Origin of the sequence: Thermodesulfobium sp. 4217-1 (genome assembly GCF_039822205.1) — a bacterium.
Lineage (GTDB): Bacteria > Thermodesulfobiota > Thermodesulfobiia > Thermodesulfobiales > Thermodesulfobiaceae > Thermodesulfobium.
The window spans coordinates 23,849-42,939 of record NZ_JBAGBW010000005.1; the positions used below are offsets into that span (position 1 = coordinate 23,849).

The following is a 19,091-nucleotide window of genomic DNA, read 5'->3' on the forward strand; positions in this document are numbered from 1 at the left end:
TATGATAAAAGTCAATTCTGGATTAATAGATAAAATTAAAATAGATGAAAATTTTAACGCATCGGCATGTTTTAATTGCGGGACTTGCTCGGCACTGTGCCCAGTAGGTTTTGATATTTTACCCAGAAAACTCTTTAGATATGTTCTTTTGGGCGATGAAGAGAAAATTCTTGAGAGCACAGATCAGATATTTTCATGCCTTTTGTGTAGGATGTGTGAAGAGCAGTGCCCCCATGAAGTAAACATAACAGAAAATATAAGGCTAATCAGAAGCTATCTTGCTAAAAGCAAGCTGGGAGTGTGAAAAAATGAGCAAAGTAGGAGCTGTCTTAGGAATTTTAAATGATAACTTTGAAAAGAGAAAAACCGTATTTAGCGTTTCTAAAGAAAGTCTAACCTCATGGGCAAAAGATTTAAACATAAAGAAGGGCACAGAAACAATAATCTACACAGGTCACATGTATCAACTGATGCCTATCACAAAGTCTGCAACTTCTATATATGAAAACTTTGAAGAATCATCCCTGATGAACTTTGCACCAGTAGGCAGATTTATTAACAAATTTGTTGACCTCTCTTCAATGTCAAAATATGCAGCAAAGCCCGAGAAGAAAGAAGAAGAAAGATTTAACAAGTGCCTACAAAATATTTATCAACTTTTAAAGTATGCTGGAGTAGAAGCAGGATATCTATATGAAGATGAGCTCTATGTCGGGACCCTTCTATATGACAACGGCATAGATGAACCGCTGATCAATCAAGCTAAAATACTAAATAAAATTCTTAAAAATAACTTCGTTAAAAATATTATTACAGTTGACCCGCATACCACACACATGCTAAGAAAAGTTTATAAAAAAATTCTGCCAGAATTTGATTATAACGTAAAAAATTATATTGAAGTATTATTCGAGAAGAAAATTAAACCACAAAACAAGCTAAATATGACATTAGCTATCCACGATTCGTGTGTATTGGCCAGATATGAAGAGGTTATCGAGGAGCCAAGAAATCTTTTAAAAAATGCAGGAGTAGACTGTGTAGAGCCAGAACTTTCAAGAAAGCTCACCCACTGTTGCGGTGGCCCAATTGAGTCCCTCTTTCCAAAAAAGGCAAAAGAAATTGCGTCAAAAAGAGCAAACGATTTGCTATCCTGTTCAAACGTAGTAACTACGATGTGTCCAATTTGCTTATTAAACCTAAAAGAAAGCACTCCTGCAAAGGATAATTTCCTGGATCTGTCTGAAATCTTAGTGAAGGCCTATCTATAGAAATCATAAAATGGAGGGGAAAAATGGCTAAAAAGGCGTTCATTACCCTTACGTCGGGTCCTGATAATCCTGAGAAAGTTATAGGTGCTTTCATTATGTCAAACGCTGCTTTTGCAATGGACTATGAAGTTACTATGTGGCTCCAAAGCGGAGGAGTTTTTACAGCAGTCAAGGGTATGTTTGAAAGGATTATGTATAAAGATTATGATCCATTAGAAATTTATGTAAAAAATTTTATAGAACAAGGCGGTAAATTTTATTTATGTGTTTGTGCAAGTAAAGCCAGAAACATAACTGAAAAAGATCTTGTTAGTAATGCACAAATAGTTGGAGCAGGAAGAGCAATGTTAGACATATCAGAGTCAGACTTAGTAATGTTTTATTGATTGTCAATCCAAAAATTTAATCGGAGGAAGAAATGAGTGAAAAACTTGTAATTACCCTATCTTCTGGACCAGAAAATCCCGAAAAAGCTACACTCGCTTATGTAATGGCCAATGCAGCCCTTGCGATGGACGCTGAGGTATTAATGGTTCTCCAATCAAACGGTGTATACACTGTAACGAAGGGCACATACGAACACATAAAAGCTCCAGGACACGATCCGATAAAAAAGCACGTAGAAACCTTTCTTTCGAATGGCGGGAAATTCTATGTTTGCATCCCTTGTTGCCAAGAAAGAGATATCTCTCAAGATCAAATACTTGAAGGGTGCGAAATGGCAAAGTCCGGCAAGGCAGTAAAAGCTATATTGGAAGCAAAAACCACATTAAACTACTAAAATCTAAAATAATATTTTCATAACAAGATTCGAAATTAAATTAAGGAGAAAAATTCAAAATGAGCGAAAAATTGATAGTTGTATCAACAACGGGACCAGAAGATCCTGAAAAGGCTACACTCGCTTATGTAATGGCCAATGCAGCCCTTGCGATGGACGCTGAGGTATTAGTTTGCCTTCAGGCAAGTGGAGTATACACTGTAACAAAGGGCACATACGAACACATAAAAGCTCCAGGACACGATCCAATAAAAAAGCACGTGGAGACCTTTCTTTCGAATGGCGGAAAGATATTCCTTTGTATACCTTGTTGCGAGGAGAGAAATATTACAAAAGAAATGATAGTTGATGGCTGCGAGCTCACAAAAGCAGGGAAAGCCATTAAAGAAATATTGGAAGCAAATTCAGTATTAAATTATTAACTTATAGAGCCCCGTATCTAAAAAATAATTTTAGATACGGGGCTCTTTTAAATTCTACAAACACATCCTATATATCTTCTCGATATCTTCTTCAGTCAACGGTTTAAACCCGCTCAATACCCCGCCCCTACAAGCCTTGTGTGCCATAGTCTTGAAATTCTTGTCATCGATGCCAATTTCATGAAGGGTGCTTTTAAGATTTATTTTATTGAACAAGAAATCACTTAATGAAGATATTGCTTTTCTTGCAATCTCCATATCGGGCAGTTTAGGATCGATGCCAAAGACATTAATCCCAAATTTTTTAAACTGTAAGACATTTGATTCATCCAAAATATATTCCATCCAACGAGGCGTAAGTATAGCAAGACCTAAGCCGTGAGTAATATCATAAAAGGCAGAAAGTTCATGCTCCATTGCATGACAGGGAGCATGAAATTCACCGCCTGTTTGCAAGAAGCCATTTAAAGCCCAGGTTGATGCCCACATTAGATTTGCCCTTGCCTGGTAGTTCGTCGGTTCTTGGATAGCAATTGGAGTATATTTTATAACAGTCTTTATAACATCTTCTGTAACGCGTTCTATCATGTCTATTTTTTCTGATTTGTTAAAGTAAAATATATCGAAAATATGAGACAGAATATCTGCGCTGCCGCAAGCAGTCTGATATGGGCTTACAGAAAAAGTATTTGTAGGATCAAGAAAAGAAACCTTCGGCAAAAGGAGAGGGTGCATAAGGCCGTATTTCTCATTTGTTTGTAGATTACTGATAACTGCTCCCGAATCCATTTCCGATCCTGTTGCTGACAGGGTTAAGACTGTGCAAATAGGCAAAGTTTTTGCAACAGGAGCTTTGTGCGTCACAAGATCCCAACTGTCACCATCATAAAAGGTTGTCGCTGAAATTACCTTTGTACAATCTATTGTAGAACCTCCCCCGACAGCAAGCAGCACATCAATTTTTTCTTTTTTACAGATATCTGCGCCTTTGTTGACAGTTGTATGTCTGGGGTTGGGCTCTATGCCAGACAACTCAAAAACTGTAAGATTAGCTTTTTTCAGTTCATCAATAACCTTGTCATAAAGACCAATCTTTTTAATTGTGCCTCCTCCATAGGTAAGAAGCACCCTTGTCCCAAACTGCTTTACTTCCTCTCCAAGGTGAGAGAGCTGATTGTCCCCAAAATAAACTTTTGTTGTGTTTTGAAATACAAAATTGTACACAGCTAAAACCTCCTATTGTTTAGAGTTAATTTATATTATCTTTAATGCCAAGAACAAATATGCCCTAAATCAATTTGTTATAAAATTCATCATCGACTGGTTCAAGCCATTCAATAGATGAACCGTCAGCAGGAATTTCCATAGCCAAATGAGAAAACAAGCTGTTTTTGGCTGCACCATGCCAGTGTTTTACTTCAGGTAAAATTTCTACTACATCGCCCTGATTCAATTGATGAGGCTCTTCTCCCCAAATCTGATACCATCCACGCCCTTGTGTACAAAGGAGTATTTGTCCACTTTTGTGATGAATGTGCCAATTGTTTCTTGAACCTGGTTCAAAAGTTACATTTGTAATTGGACCTCCTTTGTCTGTAAGCTTCTGTAGATAAACTCTACCAATAAAATATTTTGAAAGATTCTCGGGCAGTAGATTGCCTTTGCTAAAAATCTGATTTTCATTATTGCTCATTTTTAACCTCCTTAATATTTGATAAACATATTTATTAGTAACTGAACATTAAACCCTTATCTAATAAAGTTTGTTGCAACAAACTCTTCTTGCTCAGGCAATTCAATGCCTGCTTTTATTCCTGCCTCTTTACACCTTAAGAACCATGCCATATTTCTTGCCAATGTGCGCATTGTTTGTAATCCTTCCAGGTCCTTGGCTACATCATCAGGATTCGCACCATGCACCATATTCCAGTATTGTGAAGTAATAATAGGCATTTGCATAATTCCAAAATATTTATTCAATTGATCAAAGGTAGCTGTAGTGCCCGCACGCCTTGCTGATACTATGGCAGCTGCGGGTTTTAAGTAAAAAGATTTTAATCCAGCACACAAATCAGTATAAAATACTCTATCTAAAAAAGATGTTATTGCACCGCTTGCCGATGCAAAATGAACTGGAGACCCAAAAATAAAACCATCAAATTCTTTAGAAATATTTAGAAACTCATTAACCCAATCGTCAAAAATACATTTTTTATTCTCCACACACGTCTTACATGCTATACAACCAGATATTGGCTTATTGCCTATCCAAAAAAAGTCGCTCTCTAAAGCTTCTTTTTCTAAGACATTTGATATTTCTCTAAGGGCTGTATAGGTACAGCCATACTCATGAGGACTGCCATTTACCAGTAACACTTTCATAATATTCACCTCTTTAAATTTTTATTGCCAAAATTGTAAACATTGCTCTATAAAATTAATATATCACCTGGAGTCTACTCAAAGTAAATGGGTTAAAATGTCTTGGAAAAATAAAATTAATAAATATGAATTTAGATCGGGCTCATTTAATAGCACTATACACTACGAAGATGAAAAACTAATGATATATTGACATTATAATTATTGTATATCCAAAGGTTAATAGACAATCAAATTAAGTACTTAAATTAAACTTTTTAGTCCACATAAAATATAATGATTTTTTAAAAAATCTTTAATTCTAATTTAACTTTTAGGATGTATCATTTCTACTAAAGTGTATTTAATCCCCTACCAAGGCGTTTAAATGTGAGTAAAAATATAACAAATTTGCTTATTAATGAAGACAATCTTTTAAAAGTTCCAAAAATAACAATTTATTTTTGGATAGCAAAACTTCTCTCTACTGCTATGGGAGAAGCTACTTCAGATTATTTGGTTTTTCATACAAACCCATATTTAGCTGTAATAACATGCGGCCTAATCTTTGCAGCTTCAATATGGCTACAAATGAAAAGTAATAGATATTTTGCACATTATTACTGGTTTGCAGTAATAATGGTTAGTATATTTGGAACGCAGATAGCTGATGTAATACATGTAGTTTTGGGAGTTCCATACAGCTTTTCCACTCTATTTTTTCTCATATCTCTAATTCTAACTTTAGCAGCCTGGAAATCCAAAGAGAAGACTCTTTCTATACATAGCATATATACTCCACAACGCGAGGCATTTTACTGGACGACCATAGTCATAACATTTGCTCTTGGAACAGCAGCCGGAGATATGACTGCTTTCACGCTCAATCTTGGGTATTTTGAATCAGGCTTGCTTTTTGCAGTAATATTTTCTATTCCGATAATCGCATATTTTATGTTTGATCTGAACGAAATAGCTGCATTCTGGATTGCATATATAATGACTAGACCCCTTGGAGCTTCTTTTGCTGACTGGGCAGACAAGCCGACAAAATTTGGCGGCCTTGGTTTTGGCTCTTTTACAGTTAGTTTGGTGCTAACCGCAGCCATTCTTATGGTAATGATATTTTTAATTGTCTATAAGATTGACGATCCTGGTTAAATTTTTTATTTATTTTAAATATCATTTATTCATGGATAAACTTTAACAGCTTGTCTTTAAACGCAAACAATATAATCAAGAGAAAAAATTTCATAACAAGTCTAAATCTTGTACCAAAAATAAGATTTCTGTATGTCTTTCTTTTGCTTAAATTAGAAACAATATTTTGAGCTGACAAATTGTAGTTAATCTCAGCAAAAAGTTTATTTTTCTCTGACATCAAAATTGCATCAGCTGCCATCTGGCCAGTCTTAATAGCGTAGTATATCCCCTCACCTGTAATAGGGTCTACGAATCCTCCAGCATCACCAACCAACAATATATTGTCGCACCCCAATCTATCTGGAATCCAGCCTGTAGGAATTAAATGGGCACCAGAGTTGGCTGGCCCCTCAACCTTAATTAAATTTAAGAAATTTTTAAACTGTTTTTTTATCAAGCCTCTATTTTTGCTTATTAGCGCGCCAATACCGACTAAAGTTCTTTCTTTATTAGGAAAAATCCATCCATAGCCGAATTTTGTAAATCCAAAGTAGATAGATGCCCGATCGGTTGTCAATTTATAGTCATAAAATTCCATAGCAAGGGTTAAGTTTTCTTTGTATCCACCATCATCTAAAATGCCATTCTTTATCAAGCAGCCCCTAACAACACTGTTTACCCCTTCGGCATCAACAATATATTTTCCCTTAAATATATTGTTGTTTGTAAAGACCGACATATTTTTAATGTCTATATCAATTACTTTTGTTTTGTTAAAAAAATAGGCTCGAAAACCCAAAGCCCTTTGTAAAATAGCAAAATCAAATTTTTTCCTGTTAACATAGATAAATAGTTTTTTTGAAAGTGCTGATAAAACCTTTAATTTTCCATAAAAAATTTCAAATTTACTTGAAGAAAATTCTATCAAGTCAGGCTCGAAAAAATCACTTCCAAATATAGACTCAATCAGCTTATAAGACTTTTCAGTTAATAGTCCCCCGCAAAGTTTATCCCTAGGGAAATCCTCTTTATCAATTAATGCTACCTTCAAGCCATTTTTTGCTAACAAAGCGGCAGCCGTAGCCCCAGCGGGCCCTGAACCACATATAACCACATCAAATTCTAAAATTTTTTTATTCATATGAATTATGATTATAAGATAAAAGCTAAGAGAGTCAAAATCTTTTTTGGAAATACATTAAATTTTTATTTTATTATAAGTTTTACTTATCAAAATGTATAATTGTTAATAAGAAGAAAATTTTAAAAAGTATAATATAATAATAGAAATTACTTATAGGAGGTATTAATTATGGATAAATACGTTTGTACAGTTTGCGGCTATGTATATGACCCAGCAGTTGGCGATCCAGATGGAGGAATAGAGCCAAATACGCCATTTGAGAAAATACCTGATGATTGGCAGTGTCCAGTCTGTGGAGCTTCAAAATCTGATTTCAAAAAACAAGATTAGGAGGGAAACTGTATGAGTGTAAAGGGTACCCAGACAGAGAAAAATTTGCTTGCCTCATTCGCAGGCGAATCCCAAGCAAGGACTAGATATACCTTTTTTGCTTCAAAAGCAAAAAAAGAGGGTTACGAACAGATTAGTGCACTGTTCTTAGAAACTGCAGAAAATGAAAAAGAGCACGCTAAGAGATTTTTTAGCTTTCTTGAGGGCGGAGATGTTGAAATTGCTGCATCATACCCAGCTGGTGTGGTAGGAAGCACGCTTGAAAATCTAAAAGCTGCAGCAGAAGGAGAACACTTAGAACATACCGTATTATACCCTCAAGCAGCAGAAGTTGCAGAGAAAGAGGGCTTTCCAGAAATTGCTACGCTATTTAGAAATATAGCAAAGGTCGAAACAGCCCACGAAAAGAGATATAGAAAACTATATACAAATCTACAAACTAATGAAGTATTTAAAAAGTCCCAAAAAACCGTATGGAAATGTAGAAATTGCGGTTATATTCATGAAGGCAATGAAGCCCCTCAGGCTTGCCCAAGCTGCCTTCATCCACAAGCTTATTTCGAGCTTTTTTCGGAACCATATTAAATTAAATTTTCTAAGGCGCCTATGTGGCGCCTTAGAAATTAATCGGAACGAGGATGGCTTCTACGTTTTTTTCTTTGCTTTGCTTTGACTTAGTCCACGCTTCTATTGACCTTTGAACGAAGGCATCATTATCTTCTTGAGGCTGATATTGAGTAACCCCTAAAGTACAATCTAAATTTTCTCCATGAGAATAGGTCTGGGTTGTTATCATCGATCGAATTCTTTTTGCAACGAAAATAGCGCCAAATATATCTGTTTCAGGGCATAAAATAACAAATTTATTTTTTGAATAACTGCAAAAGAGGTCAAGATTTCTTATAGAATCGTTTATTCTATCACAAAATTCCCTTAAGACTTTGTGAGCTATTTCTTTGCCATATTTTGAATAGATATTGTTGTAATTATCGTTAGATAAGAAAATCAAACTAAGCGGTCTTTTATATCTGAAAGACCTCTGGGCTTCCTTTTTTAACTCTTCCAAAAAGACCTTCTTGTCATACAAATTTGTAATAGGATTTCTAACTCTTTTAATAATTTTAAAATTTTTATACTTGTCTAAATTAGAAAGCCTAAACAAAGAAATGATAGCTATATCAAGATCTTTTACTTCCGAATAGTCCATCCAGAATGGCTCAACAGAAAATTCTTTAGATAAGACACTATTTTTTAAAAAAATCACATTTTCATTCTTCTTTATGTCTTTAATTTTCTCAAGCCATTCCTTTAAAGCTTCTCCTTTATATAGACTTTTTTCGCTTGGATAGAAAAAGTCATAAATATCGAGATTTTTCTTGTTAAACTCATCAAGACTAGAAAGCCCAAAATAATTTAAGAAGCTATTGTTTATAAAGACAATTTCATCATATTGGCAAGCAAAAAACATGTTTTGTACATTTAAGCAAATATCTTTGTAAAAATTTACATCAGAGGCCGTCTTTTTTTGGTCGTTAATCTCCTTAACGAGATTAAGAAAAAAGTCTAAAAAAGTGAGCTGATTAAAATTTTCGTCCAGATAATAAAAACTAATACAATGTCCAGACTTTAAATTAGTACCCTTGCCAAGCAACATCAAAATAAATGTATCAGGAAACTCTTTTTTAATTTTATTTAGAATAATTGGCAGTTCAGAGTTATTTTTTGATCTAAACATTATAAGATCTGGTTGAATTTCACTTATTTTTAAAAATATTTCCTCAGACTTCATACACACCGTAAGAGACTCTACATTATTTTTTACCAAATTAAATATTTGGGTGTGAAAATATTTAGTTAAATCAATATAAAGAACTTTTAATGGCAGCAACATAATTAATCACATACTCTAACTATTTACAATCTCTGGAAATCTCATTAGAAAAACCCCCAACCTCTTATCTTCTCCACCTATGTGATACTTTAACCAATCAATAACAAAGTGCTTTATTAGCATAAGAAAGCTATCGCTAATACCATTTTTCAAAAACTCTCTTTTAAGCCCATTCATATCTATAATAAACCTATCATGAAGCATTCTGTGCTGATAATAATTAGTATATCTATATTTAATCATAAGATCTTCTTCTGTTCCAAAGTGAAATATTACATATTGCTCCAAGAAGTCAAAAATTTTAATTACTCCTTCTTTGGCCTCGCCTTTCTCACAAGAGTCCAAAAGATCATTGATATTCTCGAACAATTTCATGTGCTGAGTATCAATAATATCTATACCTGTTTCAAAATCAGGGGTCCACTTCACTTTCAAATCTGAATCCATCCAAACACCCCTTTTCATTAGAATTCAATATTAAAGATATTTTAAGCTTTTTGATATTTTTCGTAAATTTTATTATAATATAAATCTCATAATAATACTAAAATTAATTTCACAAAAGGAGAGTTTAGATGAGAAAGATCATTTTAGATGAGAAAGAAATGCCAGATTTTTACCACAATATTCAGACAGACCTACCAGAACCGCTTCTTCCACCACTACACCCTGTAACTAAAGAGCCAATTAAAATGGAAGATTTAAGACCAATTTTTCCAGAATCTTTAATTAAACAAGAAATTAGCCAGGAAAAAGAGATAGAAATTCCTAAGGAAGTAAGAAAAAGATATCTTAGCTATCGACCTACACCTTTAATAAGAGCTTTAGCACTTGAAGAATACCTCGATACCCCTGCAAGAATATATTATAAGCACGAAGGAACATCCCCAGCAGGTAGTCACAAGCTAAATACTGCCATACCTCAAGCTTACTTTAATTCAATTGAAGGGATAAAATCTCTTACCACAGAAACTGGAGCAGGCCAATGGGGAAGCGCTCTTTCGATGGCTTGTTCATTTTTTAATCTAAATTGTAAAGTTTTTATGGTTAGAGCAAGCTTTGAACAAAAACCATACAGAAGAATATTGATGGAAGTGTTTGACGCACAAGTTTTACCAAGCCCATCAAACACCACAGAGTCGGGAAGAAAATCTATTGAGCTTGATCCAGATTCTCCCGGCAGTTTAGGGATTGCAATATCTGAGGCTGTCGAAGAATCTGTAAAAAAATCTGACACAAACTATGCGCTCGGATCAGTGTTAAATCACGTTCTTTTACATCAATCCATAATCGGCTTAGAGGTAAAAAAACAATTAAAGTTAGCCGAGGAAAAGCCAGAAATTTTAATTGGCTGTGTTGGTGGAGGTTCTAATTTTGGCGGTTTAATAGCCCCCTTTGTCAGTAAAAAAGTTAAAGGCAAAGAAATAAGGTTGGTAGCTGTCGAGCCCTCTGTTGCTGCATCCCTTACAAAGGGCACATTTGAATATGATTACGGAGACACTATGGGGCTCACCCCATTACTTGCTATGTACACTTTGGGGCATGACTTTGTGCCGCCGCCAATCCATGCAGGCGGATTACGATATCACGGTATGGCTCCAATAATCAGCAACTTATACAAAAATAAAATAATTGAAGCGTGTAGTTACGATCAGAAGGATATATTTGCAGCAGCAAGGATATTCGCTAGGGCTGAAGGGATAATTCCCGCACCAGAATCTGCTCATGCTATAAAAAAAGCTATAGATGAGGCGCTAATAGCAAAAGAAGAGAAGAGAGAAAGAACCATTGTGTTTCTACTGTCAGGACACGGTTATTTAGACCTAAGTGCCTATGAAAAAAATAGACCGATAAGCTAACCAGAATATTTCAACGTGTAACCTGTTCGTTTAAATCCAAAAAACAGCTAAGGTTACACGTTGAGCTTTATACCAACTATTTCCCTCGGCTTGGCAATTTTTATCTTAAATGGCAATTTCGACTTTCCCAAAATTTCTTTATATGTTTTTTTTAATAAATCAATACAATTATTCTTTTCACTCAGGTGAGCAAGAATTATATCCCTCTTCCTGATTTTAGAGTTTAGAAGTGCAAACGCTGCATCTTTATTTGAAAGGTGACCATTCGCAGAAAGGATTCTTTTTTTAAGATAATACGGATAGGAACCATTTTTAAGCATTTCAACATCGTGATTTGACTCCAGCACCAGTAGATCAGAGTTATCAATTACATATCTCACATCAGACGTAACTTCTCCCAGATCGGTAACATAAGAAAAACAAAAATCCCTGTATGAAAACCTATACCCTACTGGGTCTATTGCATCATGAGGGGTTGAAAAAAAAGAAACGCAAACATCTTTAAACTTTATATCATCAGTCAATATTTGAAAACAATCTTGTCTTAAAACTTTTTTCGAAACAACATCAAAGCATTTCTCTTTGATGAAAATAGGAATATTATGATTTCTCGTAAAGACGTCTAAGCCCTTAACGTGGTCAATGTGCTCATGAGTAATAAAAACCGCATCTATATCTCCAATATCCATCATTAAGGAGCTCAAAGAGTTTTTAAGATACAGACAACTAACCCCTATATCTATCAAGAAATTATACCCACCAATTCTTAATAAAGTAGAATTGCCAGAACTCGAGCTTGCAAGTATGTTTAAATCAACATTTTTCAAATTTTATATCCTTTGTGATTTTAAAATGTATTTTCGCAACCCTTTTTAATCCCTCAAAACCATTCGCGTCAACAATTTGTTGCGCAAGAGGGGCGACATTTACGCTCCCCCTTTTTAGCACAAATCCAATTTCTTTAGAAAGCCTTTTCAACTCTCTCAAGAATTTTGCACGCGCTAAAATTGAAGCCGCAGCCACATATAAAAATTTGCTTTCTGATCTCTCTACTTCAAGAAATTTTACGTTTTTAAAACTTGCAAACATATTATCCATACCACTGTTAATAGAAAATTTATCAACAACAATCTTGAACTTATCGCTGGCATTTAAGAAAGACCTGTCTACTTCACAATGAGCTTTAGCAAGAATATCGTTTAAATTAGTATTTTGTAATAAACAGTCTGTATAAATCTTGTTATACCTCTCAGGCAGTAAAGTTATCCTTTTATAAGGAATTTTTGAATTAATTATTTCTGATTCAAGATAAAAAATCTTATCTTCTTTCAGCAACTTGCTATCTTTAATGCCTAAATTCTCTAAATAGCATAAATTTTCATTAGATACCATTACGCCCGCAACCACCAGCGGCCCAAAATAGTCTCCTTTTCCACTTTCATCAGAACCAATATAAAAATCAAATTTGTCATCAAAATTTTGCAATAGAGAAGGCTTAGCATTTAATCTTTTGTTCTCTACCTCTAAGCAGGCTTTAACTTTATTTATTAAATTAGAACCTTTTATTAAAGAGGTATCAATTTTTATACCTGTTTTTTTATTCTCAAAAATCCTTATGATTCCTTCTTCTTCTCCAAAAATAGCCTTGAATTGTAATCCATATTGAATCTTCTTAACATCATTCAACGAAAAACCACAGGCTATCAGCCTGCGTTTGACCTTATCAAACTCCTCATCTAACATCAAGAAGGCTTTTTCGTCTTTTTGGGCTTTATTTCAAAAATGCACTTAGGAATTTCGCTAGTCCACGATTCAAGTTCTTTTGCCTCAAGAATTCTTTTGAAGTAAAAGCTAAATATTCCCGATAAAAATCCCTCGCACATACTGCACACATATCGCCCCTCATGCTGGGCACCAGAACAGTCAACATCTTCAGAAATGCTAACCTCAAAATATAAAGAATTTAAGTCCATGTTTTCCAACTGTAAAATTCCAATTCTTTGTTCTTTAAATGACGTTTGCAACGAAACTAAAAAATTTTTAATATCGTTTTCATATGAAACAAAGTTTTCACAGAATTCATTTCCTGCTAAAAATCCAGCATCATATAAAATTTTCTCTGTTTCAAGCTGGCCAAATTTTTCTTTAAGTTTTTCTTGAATAGACAAAAAGAAAAATCTAAACATAAACACGGGCATCAAAAGCCCAAGGTTTGGTCTTCCAGAGTCAAGATTTCCAATTTTATCAATTATGCGTTGTTCAACATTTTCATTATCGTTCATCTTATTTATACCTCCAGGCTATATTTTTCTCTAAGCTTCCTTAGTAACTTCGAAAGATCTTTCATGCTTATCTTAATATCTCTTTTTATATTTAAGAAATCTGAAAGACTACCTCTATTCATTAAATATACATTATTTATTTCTAAAATACCATTAATATCAGAATTGACAAAAACAATTACTGAAAAGACATTGATCTCTTCTTTAAAAGAATTCCTAATTTCATTCTCCAACCAAACTTTATTCTTTAATGCCCTTGTTAGCAGATCTCTTTTAGGCTTGACACTATCTAACAATATTTCATTGTTTACAATAGAAAAAGAACCCTGAGTGTAGCACACGTTTACAATAAAGATACCGCTACCCTGAACAACAAGTAAGTACAAGATATCTCCATATCTGCCCGGGTAATGAATATAGACCAAAGAATCAGATGCAATTGTCTCCAACTCCTTGCCAAGCTCTTCAGAAACACTATATGAGCCAATATTAAATCTTTCGTAAATAAAATTTTTACTTCTAATATTAAAAGCCCTTGCTAAAATTAATAATATAACCAATAAAGAAAGAGTTAACATAATCAGCTTGAACATTGGACCCTGATTCAGATAATCCGACAATACTATAATCAAAGTAAAAAATACAGAAGTTATAGCTATCAGAATCGAATTTTTACGTATAACCTTTTTTAGTTCTTGCTGATCTATTTCATTCATACAACCCTATTCTTGCTATCTACATGAACTATTTTTGTAGCAAATTTTTCAATCTCTTTTTCTTCAACCCAAGAATATGCAGCAATAATAATCAGATCTCCAGGCTCTGCAAGCCTAGCTGCGGCTCCGTTTAGGCCTATCATGCCAGAATTCTTTTCCCCCTCAATCACATAGGTTTCAAATCGCTCGCCATTATTTATATTAAAAATATTTACAGCCTGATTGCGCACAATTTTCGCCTTATCCATCAAATCCTTGTCTATAGAAATACTTCCTTCGTAGTTAAGGTTTGTATCGGTTACTGTTGCTCTGTGAATCTTTGATTTAAGCATCTTAATAAACATTATTCACCTCTATATTTTATAGCTAAGCTACTAATATTTTTTATTATATAACTAATGTTAATCGAAAAGAAGATTGTTTTTGTCATTTTCTAAAATTAACTTATTGTGTTTGTAAGAAATCTTCCTCTGGAACACTCCAGAAAAAATCCTAGAGATAGATGGAACTAATAAATTCTTAAGATAATATTCTGTGTCTAAATCTTCAATTGTCAAAGAAAAATAAGGCAAAGCCCTTGAATTAATCGGACCTTGTCCTTTTGCTATAGCATAGCCAAACACATTGTCAGACTTAAGTTTAAATCCCATTTGAATATACTTTTTTGCAGCTTCTACATGAGGAGCTTTTATTTCATAAGAACTTATCTTTTTATTAACAGACTTATATATAACAAATGACAACAATGGATATTCCTTACTTTTTATTTTATTTACCTCATCTTGCAAGGCATTCATAACAAGGTCAAAATCTTCAAAATTCAAAATAGACTTCAGTACCCTTTCCTGCACGATCTTAACTATTTCTGGAATATCACCGTGTACGCCCTCAAGTCCAACCAAAACCAGATCATTTTTATCGTTGATTCCAGCATATTTCTTTTTCGCCTCAGTAAAAAGAATTGATTTAAAAATTTCATCAATTTTGATATCTTCACCTCTATGTTTTAATTCAGTGAGGAGTTTGTCAATATTTTCGCTATCCTTTATAAAAAGACTATCTGTATCGCCATATATAACCTCCAAACCAAAACTTGCAGCTAATTCAATCGCATCGGTAAGTGTCTTTCTGCCCCATTCAGAAGTAGCTTCTGCAACCTCTTTTTTGAACCATCTGGCACTTTGCCATCCAGCATAGCCATAACAAGCATTTGTAATTATTTTCAAAGTTTTCTGTTTAGCATTTAGAAAAATATATTCCTTTGAAGATTTTTGAAAAACTTCCATATTCTTCTTTATTTTTTCTCTCTCAGAAATCAGATCTTGTAAAATTCTTTTATAAAAACCATCAGGTTCTTTTCTAAACCTATAGGAATTTTGTGGTGATTCAAAGAATTCTGAATCAAAATCTGTATCTACAAGAGTATCAAACGAAATGTTGTACTTAATCATAATAGATGGAAGCATGCTCTTGAAGTCAAGAACCACCACATTTTTATAGAGCCCAGGCAGCGTCTTAAGGACCATACCGCCTTCATAAGAATTGCTAACATGACGTTTTTTAGGCAATATAATCATATTTTGTAAAAAACTTTTTTTCATAAAAAGCTGCTCTACCCTAAATCCGGTAGGAGCAAATATTACAATATCAAGAGGCAAAAAAGTAATTTGAGATAATGAAAAATATAACTGGTGAGTCAATTCTCCAAGATCAAAAATTGATTTTGCACAAGCCCTGCAATGATTTATCAGTTTTTCATCAAGCGACAATTCAATAGCCTTAACTAATTCAATTTGGCTGAGAACAAGCTCTTCCTGATACAAGATGTTCAAAAATTCTAAAACTTTTTTTAATTCCTTTTGTTTTAATTCATATAGACTTTCTGCATATAGGAAAAGATCTATTATAACTGCACCATCGAATTGGACTGAGCCAAATAAACCTTTAGTGGGCAAACTATCCCCAAACTTAAGACTCATTCCAAAACTTTTCGCTCTATTAAACAAAAAATCAAAATCATCCTGTCCTGTGTTAAAGGTATATATTATATTTGGTTTATACTTTTTGATATAAGATAAAAATTTTTCAAAAATACTTCTTTCATCACCATCAAAAACTATTTCTCCCTCGTTACAAAAAATAGATATATAAATAACCTTGTTCAATTTAGGATCTGGGTTTAAGACTTTGCTATCAGTCAAAAAGTAAAAAGACATAGATCTATTGATTGGATAGTCATAACTATATAAATAGAAATCACCATCTATATAATATCCTGCTTCAAAAGAATTATAAGCCTCCACTTCATTAAAAGCGCAAAAAGTTATATTTTTCTCTATAACGTATTGCATTGTAGGCCTTAAATCGTGATGAAAAACAGAAAACTCTTTAAATTTCTTAAAAAATTTAAAACTTTGGACATCTTTGTCCTCATCAAAGGCATAAAACAACCTATAAAATTTTTTAAGTTGACCTAAATAAAATTTATCTTCTATATTAAATCCGACAATCTCTTCATCTAAAGATAAGTTTATAGCTTTTTCTATCTCTTCAATATTTCCTTCAGCAAGTATATAAAAGCTTGGTTTAAAAGTTTTATCAAATAATCTTACATTTTTCCCATTATCATCTAAACAATTTATAGATATTAGAGATTGATTGTCTTTGTCTAAAACAAGAATTTGGTAAGGACATATTTTAATTCTCATGTTTTTATGTTAAAGAAATTCAATATAAGGCTTGATGTAAAATTCGGCTTTGAAATAGGAAAACTGTGATCAGAATTGGGGATAATTGCAAGATTAGAATTTTTAATTCCCCTGAACATCGAAATAGTATGTTCTAACCTTATAAGATCTCTGTCAGCGCTAACTATCAAGGCAGGAGTTATTATCTTCTTAAGCTCTGTATAGTCAATATTTGGACTTGCCAACCACAACACAATTATCTTATTTAGAAACTTTTGAAAACTAACATTGTATTTGTTTATCTTTTCATATTCTATTTTTTCTTTCTCAAAAAACTTTTCTACATTATCCGATTTTAAAGCCTTAACAAAATATGGCTCAAGACCATCAAAGTGAAACTGACCTCCTAAGAGAGCTATTTTTTTGAAAAGCTTCGGATATTTAATAGATAAAAGCAAAAGAATTATTGCGCCGTCGCTATAGCCAACTGCACAACAGCCTTCTAATTTAAAAGTTTTTATAAATTCATAAGTATCTTTAGAGAACTGGTCATAGGAAAATTGGTCATCTGTATCCTGAGTCCTGCCATGTCCTCTTCTTTCGGGCAAGTATATTTTGTAATCATTTGACAGATTGCTTGCCAACTGATTCATGCTGTTAATATTTTCAGTGCCACCGTGTAATATAAGACAGGGATTTCCCTTTCCAGATATCTCATAATAAGTTTCAAGGTTATTTAATTTTACATAAGCCATTCAAATCTCCTTTTTCCTTTTTTCAAAAGCAAGAAAAGAAAAGATTGTTACAATTATGCTCAAAAAAACTCCAAAAGCAGATGCATTGTGAAAGCCTTTCTCTAAAAGATCCACAGAATAAGACATATCTATTTTCCCATAAAAATTGCTAAAAAGGTATATACCAATTAAAGCTCCAAGATTTTGGACTACTTGAATGAAAGAAGAAACAAAACCGCTCTGAGATTTTTTTACGTGACCCAGGATAAGAGAAGGACTTGCCACAAAGAAACCAACCAGACCAACCCCTGCAAAGACGATGGCAATTACAAAATAAAGCATAAAGCTAAAGTTCTGTATAAAAAAGAATAGGGCACAAGATATGAATAAATTTAATGAAGAAAAAATGCACATTTTCCTATATCCAAACTTATCAGACAACAGTCCAATCATTGGCACGGTAAAGATTGTTATTAGGCTTGAAATCCCAATTAAAATTCCTGTTAATTCCTGGCTAAAATGCATAGCTCCAATAGCAAAAAACGGTATCACAAAATTAAACCCATCAAACAAGAAAACTATAAAAAAACTCGATATTAGAGCGAAAGATATATTCTTGTTTTTGAAGATTGAAAAATCAATCGTTGGATTTTTATTATTTTTTTCATAATATATAAACAAAGCAAGAAGCAAAAGCCAAGCAAACCATATAGAAAAAAGCAAACCTTTTTCGGTAACTGTTCTTTGTAGATTTAGTATAATTATCAGAAGAGATATTACAGTAAAAATCAGAAAGTATCCTATAAGATCAAATTTATTCTTAAGCTTCGTTTCATCAACTTTTGAAAGCGAAAGTAAAGTAAAGAGAAAAACCAAAAGGCCTATGGGCACGTTAATCAAAAAAATAGAATGCCATCCAAATTTTTCAATCAAAAAAGATCCAATTGGAGGCCCAAATGCAAATCCAATTCCCCCAAGTCCAGTAACTGCCGCAAAAGATCTTCCGATATACTCTTTAGGCAAACGTTGCAAGATCAATGCGCCCGTGGTAGCAGAAATCATACTTGACGCCACTCCCTGAAAAAATCTTCCGATCAAGATGACATGAAAAGTGCCAGAAATTGCGCAAAAAAGAGATGTAAAAGAGAACAATATAGACCCTGATAGAAATACCTTGGATGCACCAATAGAATCAGAAATTTTTCCAAAAATAATAAGCATTGAACAAAGCGATAAAAGATAGAATATCGCTAAATTTGATATATTTTCTATGCTAACGCCAAAGAATCTACTTAAATATGGGTATGAGATGTTAACTATGCTAACGTCCAAGCTAACCATAAAGCTTGCCACACACATACAACACAACAAAATTACATTTTTTTGCAACTTAAGCATAAATTGTCCTAACCGAAATAAGTTTTAGTAAAAAATTAATAATCTGGAAGAACTATGTATAAAAGGATCTTC

Annotated in this window: 23 protein-coding genes; 9 read left to right on the forward strand and 14 right to left on the reverse strand. The window is 33.4% G+C overall.

Annotated features, from left to right (window positions below; genetic code table 11):
- Nucleotide 1 precedes the first annotated feature (1 nt).
- The 5 genes from V4762_RS03110 to V4762_RS03130 are packed head-to-tail and all read left to right on the forward strand — an operon-like array spanning nucleotide 2 to nucleotide 2,474.
- Nucleotides 2-304, forward strand: a complete 303-nt coding sequence (locus tag V4762_RS03110; protein WP_347314318.1) for a 4Fe-4S dicluster domain-containing protein — start codon at nucleotides 2-4, stop codon at nucleotides 302-304.
- 4 nt (nucleotides 305-308) lie between these two features.
- A complete protein-coding gene (locus V4762_RS03115; RefSeq protein ID WP_347314319.1) occupies nucleotides 309-1,271 on the forward strand; it encodes a (Fe-S)-binding protein in 963 nt (320 codons plus the stop codon).
- A 23-nt stretch (nucleotides 1,272-1,294) separates the two neighbouring features.
- On the forward strand, nucleotides 1,295-1,657 hold the full coding sequence (locus tag V4762_RS03120) for a DsrE family protein (RefSeq protein WP_347314320.1): 363 nt from the start codon (nucleotides 1,295-1,297) through the stop codon (nucleotides 1,655-1,657).
- A gap of 32 nt (nucleotides 1,658-1,689) precedes the next feature.
- Complete coding sequence (locus V4762_RS03125; protein ID WP_347314321.1) at nucleotides 1,690-2,052, forward strand: DsrE family protein; 363 nt, start codon at nucleotides 1,690-1,692, stop codon at nucleotides 2,050-2,052.
- A 59-nt stretch (nucleotides 2,053-2,111) separates the two neighbouring features.
- The gene (locus tag V4762_RS03130) at nucleotides 2,112-2,474 is read left to right on the forward strand and encodes a DsrE family protein (RefSeq protein ID WP_347314322.1); all 363 of its coding nucleotides are present in this window, start codon (nucleotides 2,112-2,114) and stop codon (nucleotides 2,472-2,474) included.
- A 54-nt stretch (nucleotides 2,475-2,528) separates the two neighbouring features.
- Here the strand turns inward: V4762_RS03130 and V4762_RS03135 are convergent, their stop codons facing one another.
- The 3 genes from V4762_RS03135 to V4762_RS03145 form a co-directional block, all read right to left on the reverse strand.
- The gene (locus V4762_RS03135) at nucleotides 2,529-3,698 is read right to left on the reverse strand and encodes an iron-containing alcohol dehydrogenase (protein WP_347314323.1); all 1,170 of its coding nucleotides are present in this window, start codon (nucleotides 3,696-3,698) and stop codon (nucleotides 2,529-2,531) included.
- A 64-nt stretch (nucleotides 3,699-3,762) separates the two neighbouring features.
- Nucleotides 3,763-4,167, reverse strand: coding sequence for a cupin domain-containing protein (locus V4762_RS03140; RefSeq protein WP_347314324.1), 405 nt, complete (start codon nucleotides 4,165-4,167; stop codon nucleotides 3,763-3,765).
- Between the two features lie 56 nt (nucleotides 4,168-4,223).
- Complete coding sequence (locus tag V4762_RS03145; protein ID WP_347314325.1) at nucleotides 4,224-4,856, reverse strand: flavodoxin family protein; 633 nt, start codon at nucleotides 4,854-4,856, stop codon at nucleotides 4,224-4,226.
- A 369-nt stretch (nucleotides 4,857-5,225) separates the two neighbouring features.
- Here V4762_RS03145 and V4762_RS03150 point away from each other — a divergent pair, with 369 nt between their 5' ends.
- Complete coding sequence (locus tag V4762_RS03150; RefSeq protein ID WP_347314326.1) at nucleotides 5,226-5,996, forward strand: COG4705 family protein; 771 nt, start codon at nucleotides 5,226-5,228, stop codon at nucleotides 5,994-5,996.
- 25 nt (nucleotides 5,997-6,021) lie between these two features.
- On the opposite strand, the gene V4762_RS03155 is transcribed toward V4762_RS03150, so the two are convergent.
- Nucleotides 6,022-7,119, reverse strand: coding sequence for a geranylgeranyl reductase family protein (locus V4762_RS03155; RefSeq protein ID WP_347314327.1), 1,098 nt, complete (start codon nucleotides 7,117-7,119; stop codon nucleotides 6,022-6,024).
- Nucleotides 7,120-7,290: 171 nt separating this feature from the next.
- Between V4762_RS03155 and rd the strand changes: the two genes are divergently transcribed.
- Together rd and rbr are read left to right on the forward strand one after the other, a co-directional pair.
- Nucleotides 7,291-7,452: a rubredoxin gene (rd, locus tag V4762_RS03160; protein WP_347314328.1), complete on the forward strand. Its 162-nt coding sequence runs from the start codon at nucleotides 7,291-7,293 to the stop codon at nucleotides 7,450-7,452.
- A gap of 12 nt (nucleotides 7,453-7,464) precedes the next feature.
- Nucleotides 7,465-8,037 (forward strand): rubrerythrin, encoded by a 573-nt coding sequence (gene rbr, locus V4762_RS03165; protein WP_347314329.1) that lies wholly within the window; start codon nucleotides 7,465-7,467, stop codon nucleotides 8,035-8,037.
- Between the two features lie 31 nt (nucleotides 8,038-8,068).
- Here rbr and V4762_RS03170 read toward each other — a convergent pair whose 3' ends face one another.
- Together V4762_RS03170 and V4762_RS03175 are read right to left on the reverse strand one after the other, a co-directional pair.
- A complete protein-coding gene (locus V4762_RS03170; protein ID WP_347314330.1) occupies nucleotides 8,069-9,241 on the reverse strand; it encodes a diguanylate cyclase in 1,173 nt (390 codons plus the stop codon).
- Nucleotides 9,242-9,358: 117 nt separating this feature from the next.
- Entirely contained in the window at nucleotides 9,359-9,790 is a 432-nt protein-coding gene (locus V4762_RS03175) for a bacteriohemerythrin (RefSeq protein WP_347314331.1), read from the reverse strand.
- Between the two features lie 128 nt (nucleotides 9,791-9,918).
- Between V4762_RS03175 and V4762_RS03180 the strand changes: the two genes are divergently transcribed.
- On the forward strand, nucleotides 9,919-11,202 hold the full coding sequence (locus V4762_RS03180) for a TrpB-like pyridoxal phosphate-dependent enzyme (RefSeq protein WP_347314332.1): 1,284 nt from the start codon (nucleotides 9,919-9,921) through the stop codon (nucleotides 11,200-11,202).
- Nucleotides 11,203-11,255: 53 nt separating this feature from the next.
- On the opposite strand, the gene V4762_RS03185 is transcribed toward V4762_RS03180, so the two are convergent.
- From V4762_RS03185 to V4762_RS03220, 8 genes are read right to left on the reverse strand one after another with little or no spacing between them, the layout of a single operon-like run.
- Nucleotides 11,256-12,029: an MBL fold metallo-hydrolase gene (locus V4762_RS03185; RefSeq protein WP_347314333.1), complete on the reverse strand. Its 774-nt coding sequence runs from the start codon at nucleotides 12,027-12,029 to the stop codon at nucleotides 11,256-11,258.
- Nucleotides 12,016-12,945 (reverse strand): ribonuclease HIII, encoded by a 930-nt coding sequence (locus tag V4762_RS03190; protein ID WP_347314390.1) that lies wholly within the window; start codon nucleotides 12,943-12,945, stop codon nucleotides 12,016-12,018. Before V4762_RS03190 ends, V4762_RS03185 begins: the two co-directional genes overlap by 14 nt.
- Nucleotides 12,945-13,484, reverse strand: coding sequence for a hypothetical protein (locus tag V4762_RS03195; protein WP_347314334.1), 540 nt, complete (start codon nucleotides 13,482-13,484; stop codon nucleotides 12,945-12,947). The genes V4762_RS03190 and V4762_RS03195 overlap by 1 nt, the downstream gene beginning before the upstream one ends.
- 5 nt (nucleotides 13,485-13,489) lie before the next feature.
- Nucleotides 13,490-14,200, reverse strand: a complete 711-nt coding sequence (locus V4762_RS03200) for a hypothetical protein (protein WP_347314335.1) — start codon at nucleotides 14,198-14,200, stop codon at nucleotides 13,490-13,492.
- Nucleotides 14,197-14,544 (reverse strand): aspartate 1-decarboxylase, encoded by a 348-nt coding sequence (panD, locus tag V4762_RS03205; RefSeq protein ID WP_347314336.1) that lies wholly within the window; start codon nucleotides 14,542-14,544, stop codon nucleotides 14,197-14,199. The genes V4762_RS03200 and panD overlap by 4 nt, the downstream gene beginning before the upstream one ends.
- A gap of 57 nt (nucleotides 14,545-14,601) precedes the next feature.
- Nucleotides 14,602-16,908 carry a DNA-directed DNA polymerase gene (locus tag V4762_RS03210; protein WP_347314337.1) on the reverse strand — a complete coding sequence of 769 codons (2,307 nt, stop codon included), beginning with the start codon at nucleotides 16,906-16,908 and terminating at the stop codon, nucleotides 14,602-14,604.
- Nucleotides 16,905-17,642, reverse strand: coding sequence for an alpha/beta fold hydrolase (locus V4762_RS03215; RefSeq protein ID WP_347314338.1), 738 nt, complete (start codon nucleotides 17,640-17,642; stop codon nucleotides 16,905-16,907). Before V4762_RS03215 ends, V4762_RS03210 begins: the two co-directional genes overlap by 4 nt.
- The gene (locus V4762_RS03220) at nucleotides 17,643-19,019 is read right to left on the reverse strand and encodes an MFS transporter (protein ID WP_347314339.1); all 1,377 of its coding nucleotides are present in this window, start codon (nucleotides 19,017-19,019) and stop codon (nucleotides 17,643-17,645) included.
- Between the last annotated feature and the right edge of the window lie 72 nt (nucleotides 19,020-19,091).

Excerpts from the sequence above, each read along its gene's own strand:
- V4762_RS03110 (WP_347314318.1), top strand. The coding sequence starts at position 2 with ATGATAAAAGTCAATTCTGGATTAATAGATAAAATTAAAATAGATGAA.
- V4762_RS03115 (WP_347314319.1), top strand. The coding sequence starts at position 309 with ATGAGCAAAGTAGGAGCTGTCTTAGGAATTTTAAATGATAACTTTGAA.
- V4762_RS03120 (WP_347314320.1), top strand. The coding sequence starts at position 1,295 with ATGGCTAAAAAGGCGTTCATTACCCTTACGTCGGGTCCTGATAATCCT.
- V4762_RS03125 (WP_347314321.1), top strand. The coding sequence starts at position 1,690 with ATGAGTGAAAAACTTGTAATTACCCTATCTTCTGGACCAGAAAATCCC.
- V4762_RS03130 (WP_347314322.1), top strand. The coding sequence starts at position 2,112 with ATGAGCGAAAAATTGATAGTTGTATCAACAACGGGACCAGAAGATCCT.
- V4762_RS03140 (WP_347314324.1), bottom strand. The coding sequence starts at position 4,167 with ATGAGCAATAATGAAAATCAGATTTTTAGCAAAGGCAATCTACTGCCC.
- V4762_RS03145 (WP_347314325.1), bottom strand. The coding sequence starts at position 4,856 with ATGAAAGTGTTACTGGTAAATGGCAGTCCTCATGAGTATGGCTGTACC.
- V4762_RS03155 (WP_347314327.1), bottom strand. The coding sequence starts at position 7,119 with ATGAATAAAAAAATTTTAGAATTTGATGTGGTTATATGTGGTTCAGGG.
- rd (WP_347314328.1), top strand. The coding sequence starts at position 7,291 with ATGGATAAATACGTTTGTACAGTTTGCGGCTATGTATATGACCCAGCA.
- rbr (WP_347314329.1), top strand. The coding sequence starts at position 7,465 with ATGAGTGTAAAGGGTACCCAGACAGAGAAAAATTTGCTTGCCTCATTC.
- V4762_RS03170 (WP_347314330.1), bottom strand. The coding sequence starts at position 9,241 with ATGAAGTCTGAGGAAATATTTTTAAAAATAAGTGAAATTCAACCAGAT.
- V4762_RS03175 (WP_347314331.1), bottom strand. The coding sequence starts at position 9,790 with ATGGATTCAGATTTGAAAGTGAAGTGGACCCCTGATTTTGAAACAGGT.
- V4762_RS03180 (WP_347314332.1), top strand. The coding sequence starts at position 9,919 with ATGAGAAAGATCATTTTAGATGAGAAAGAAATGCCAGATTTTTACCAC.
- V4762_RS03190 (WP_347314390.1), bottom strand. The coding sequence starts at position 12,945 with ATGTTAGATGAGGAGTTTGATAAGGTCAAACGCAGGCTGATAGCCTGT.
- V4762_RS03195 (WP_347314334.1), bottom strand. The coding sequence starts at position 13,484 with ATGAACGATAATGAAAATGTTGAACAACGCATAATTGATAAAATTGGA.
- V4762_RS03200 (WP_347314335.1), bottom strand. The coding sequence starts at position 14,200 with ATGAATGAAATAGATCAGCAAGAACTAAAAAAGGTTATACGTAAAAAT.
- panD (WP_347314336.1), bottom strand. The coding sequence starts at position 14,544 with ATGTTTATTAAGATGCTTAAATCAAAGATTCACAGAGCAACAGTAACC.
- V4762_RS03210 (WP_347314337.1), bottom strand. The coding sequence starts at position 16,908 with ATGAGAATTAAAATATGTCCTTACCAAATTCTTGTTTTAGACAAAGAC.
- V4762_RS03215 (WP_347314338.1), bottom strand. The coding sequence starts at position 17,642 with ATGGCTTATGTAAAATTAAATAACCTTGAAACTTATTATGAGATATCT.
- V4762_RS03220 (WP_347314339.1), bottom strand. The coding sequence starts at position 19,019 with ATGCTTAAGTTGCAAAAAAATGTAATTTTGTTGTGTTGTATGTGTGTG.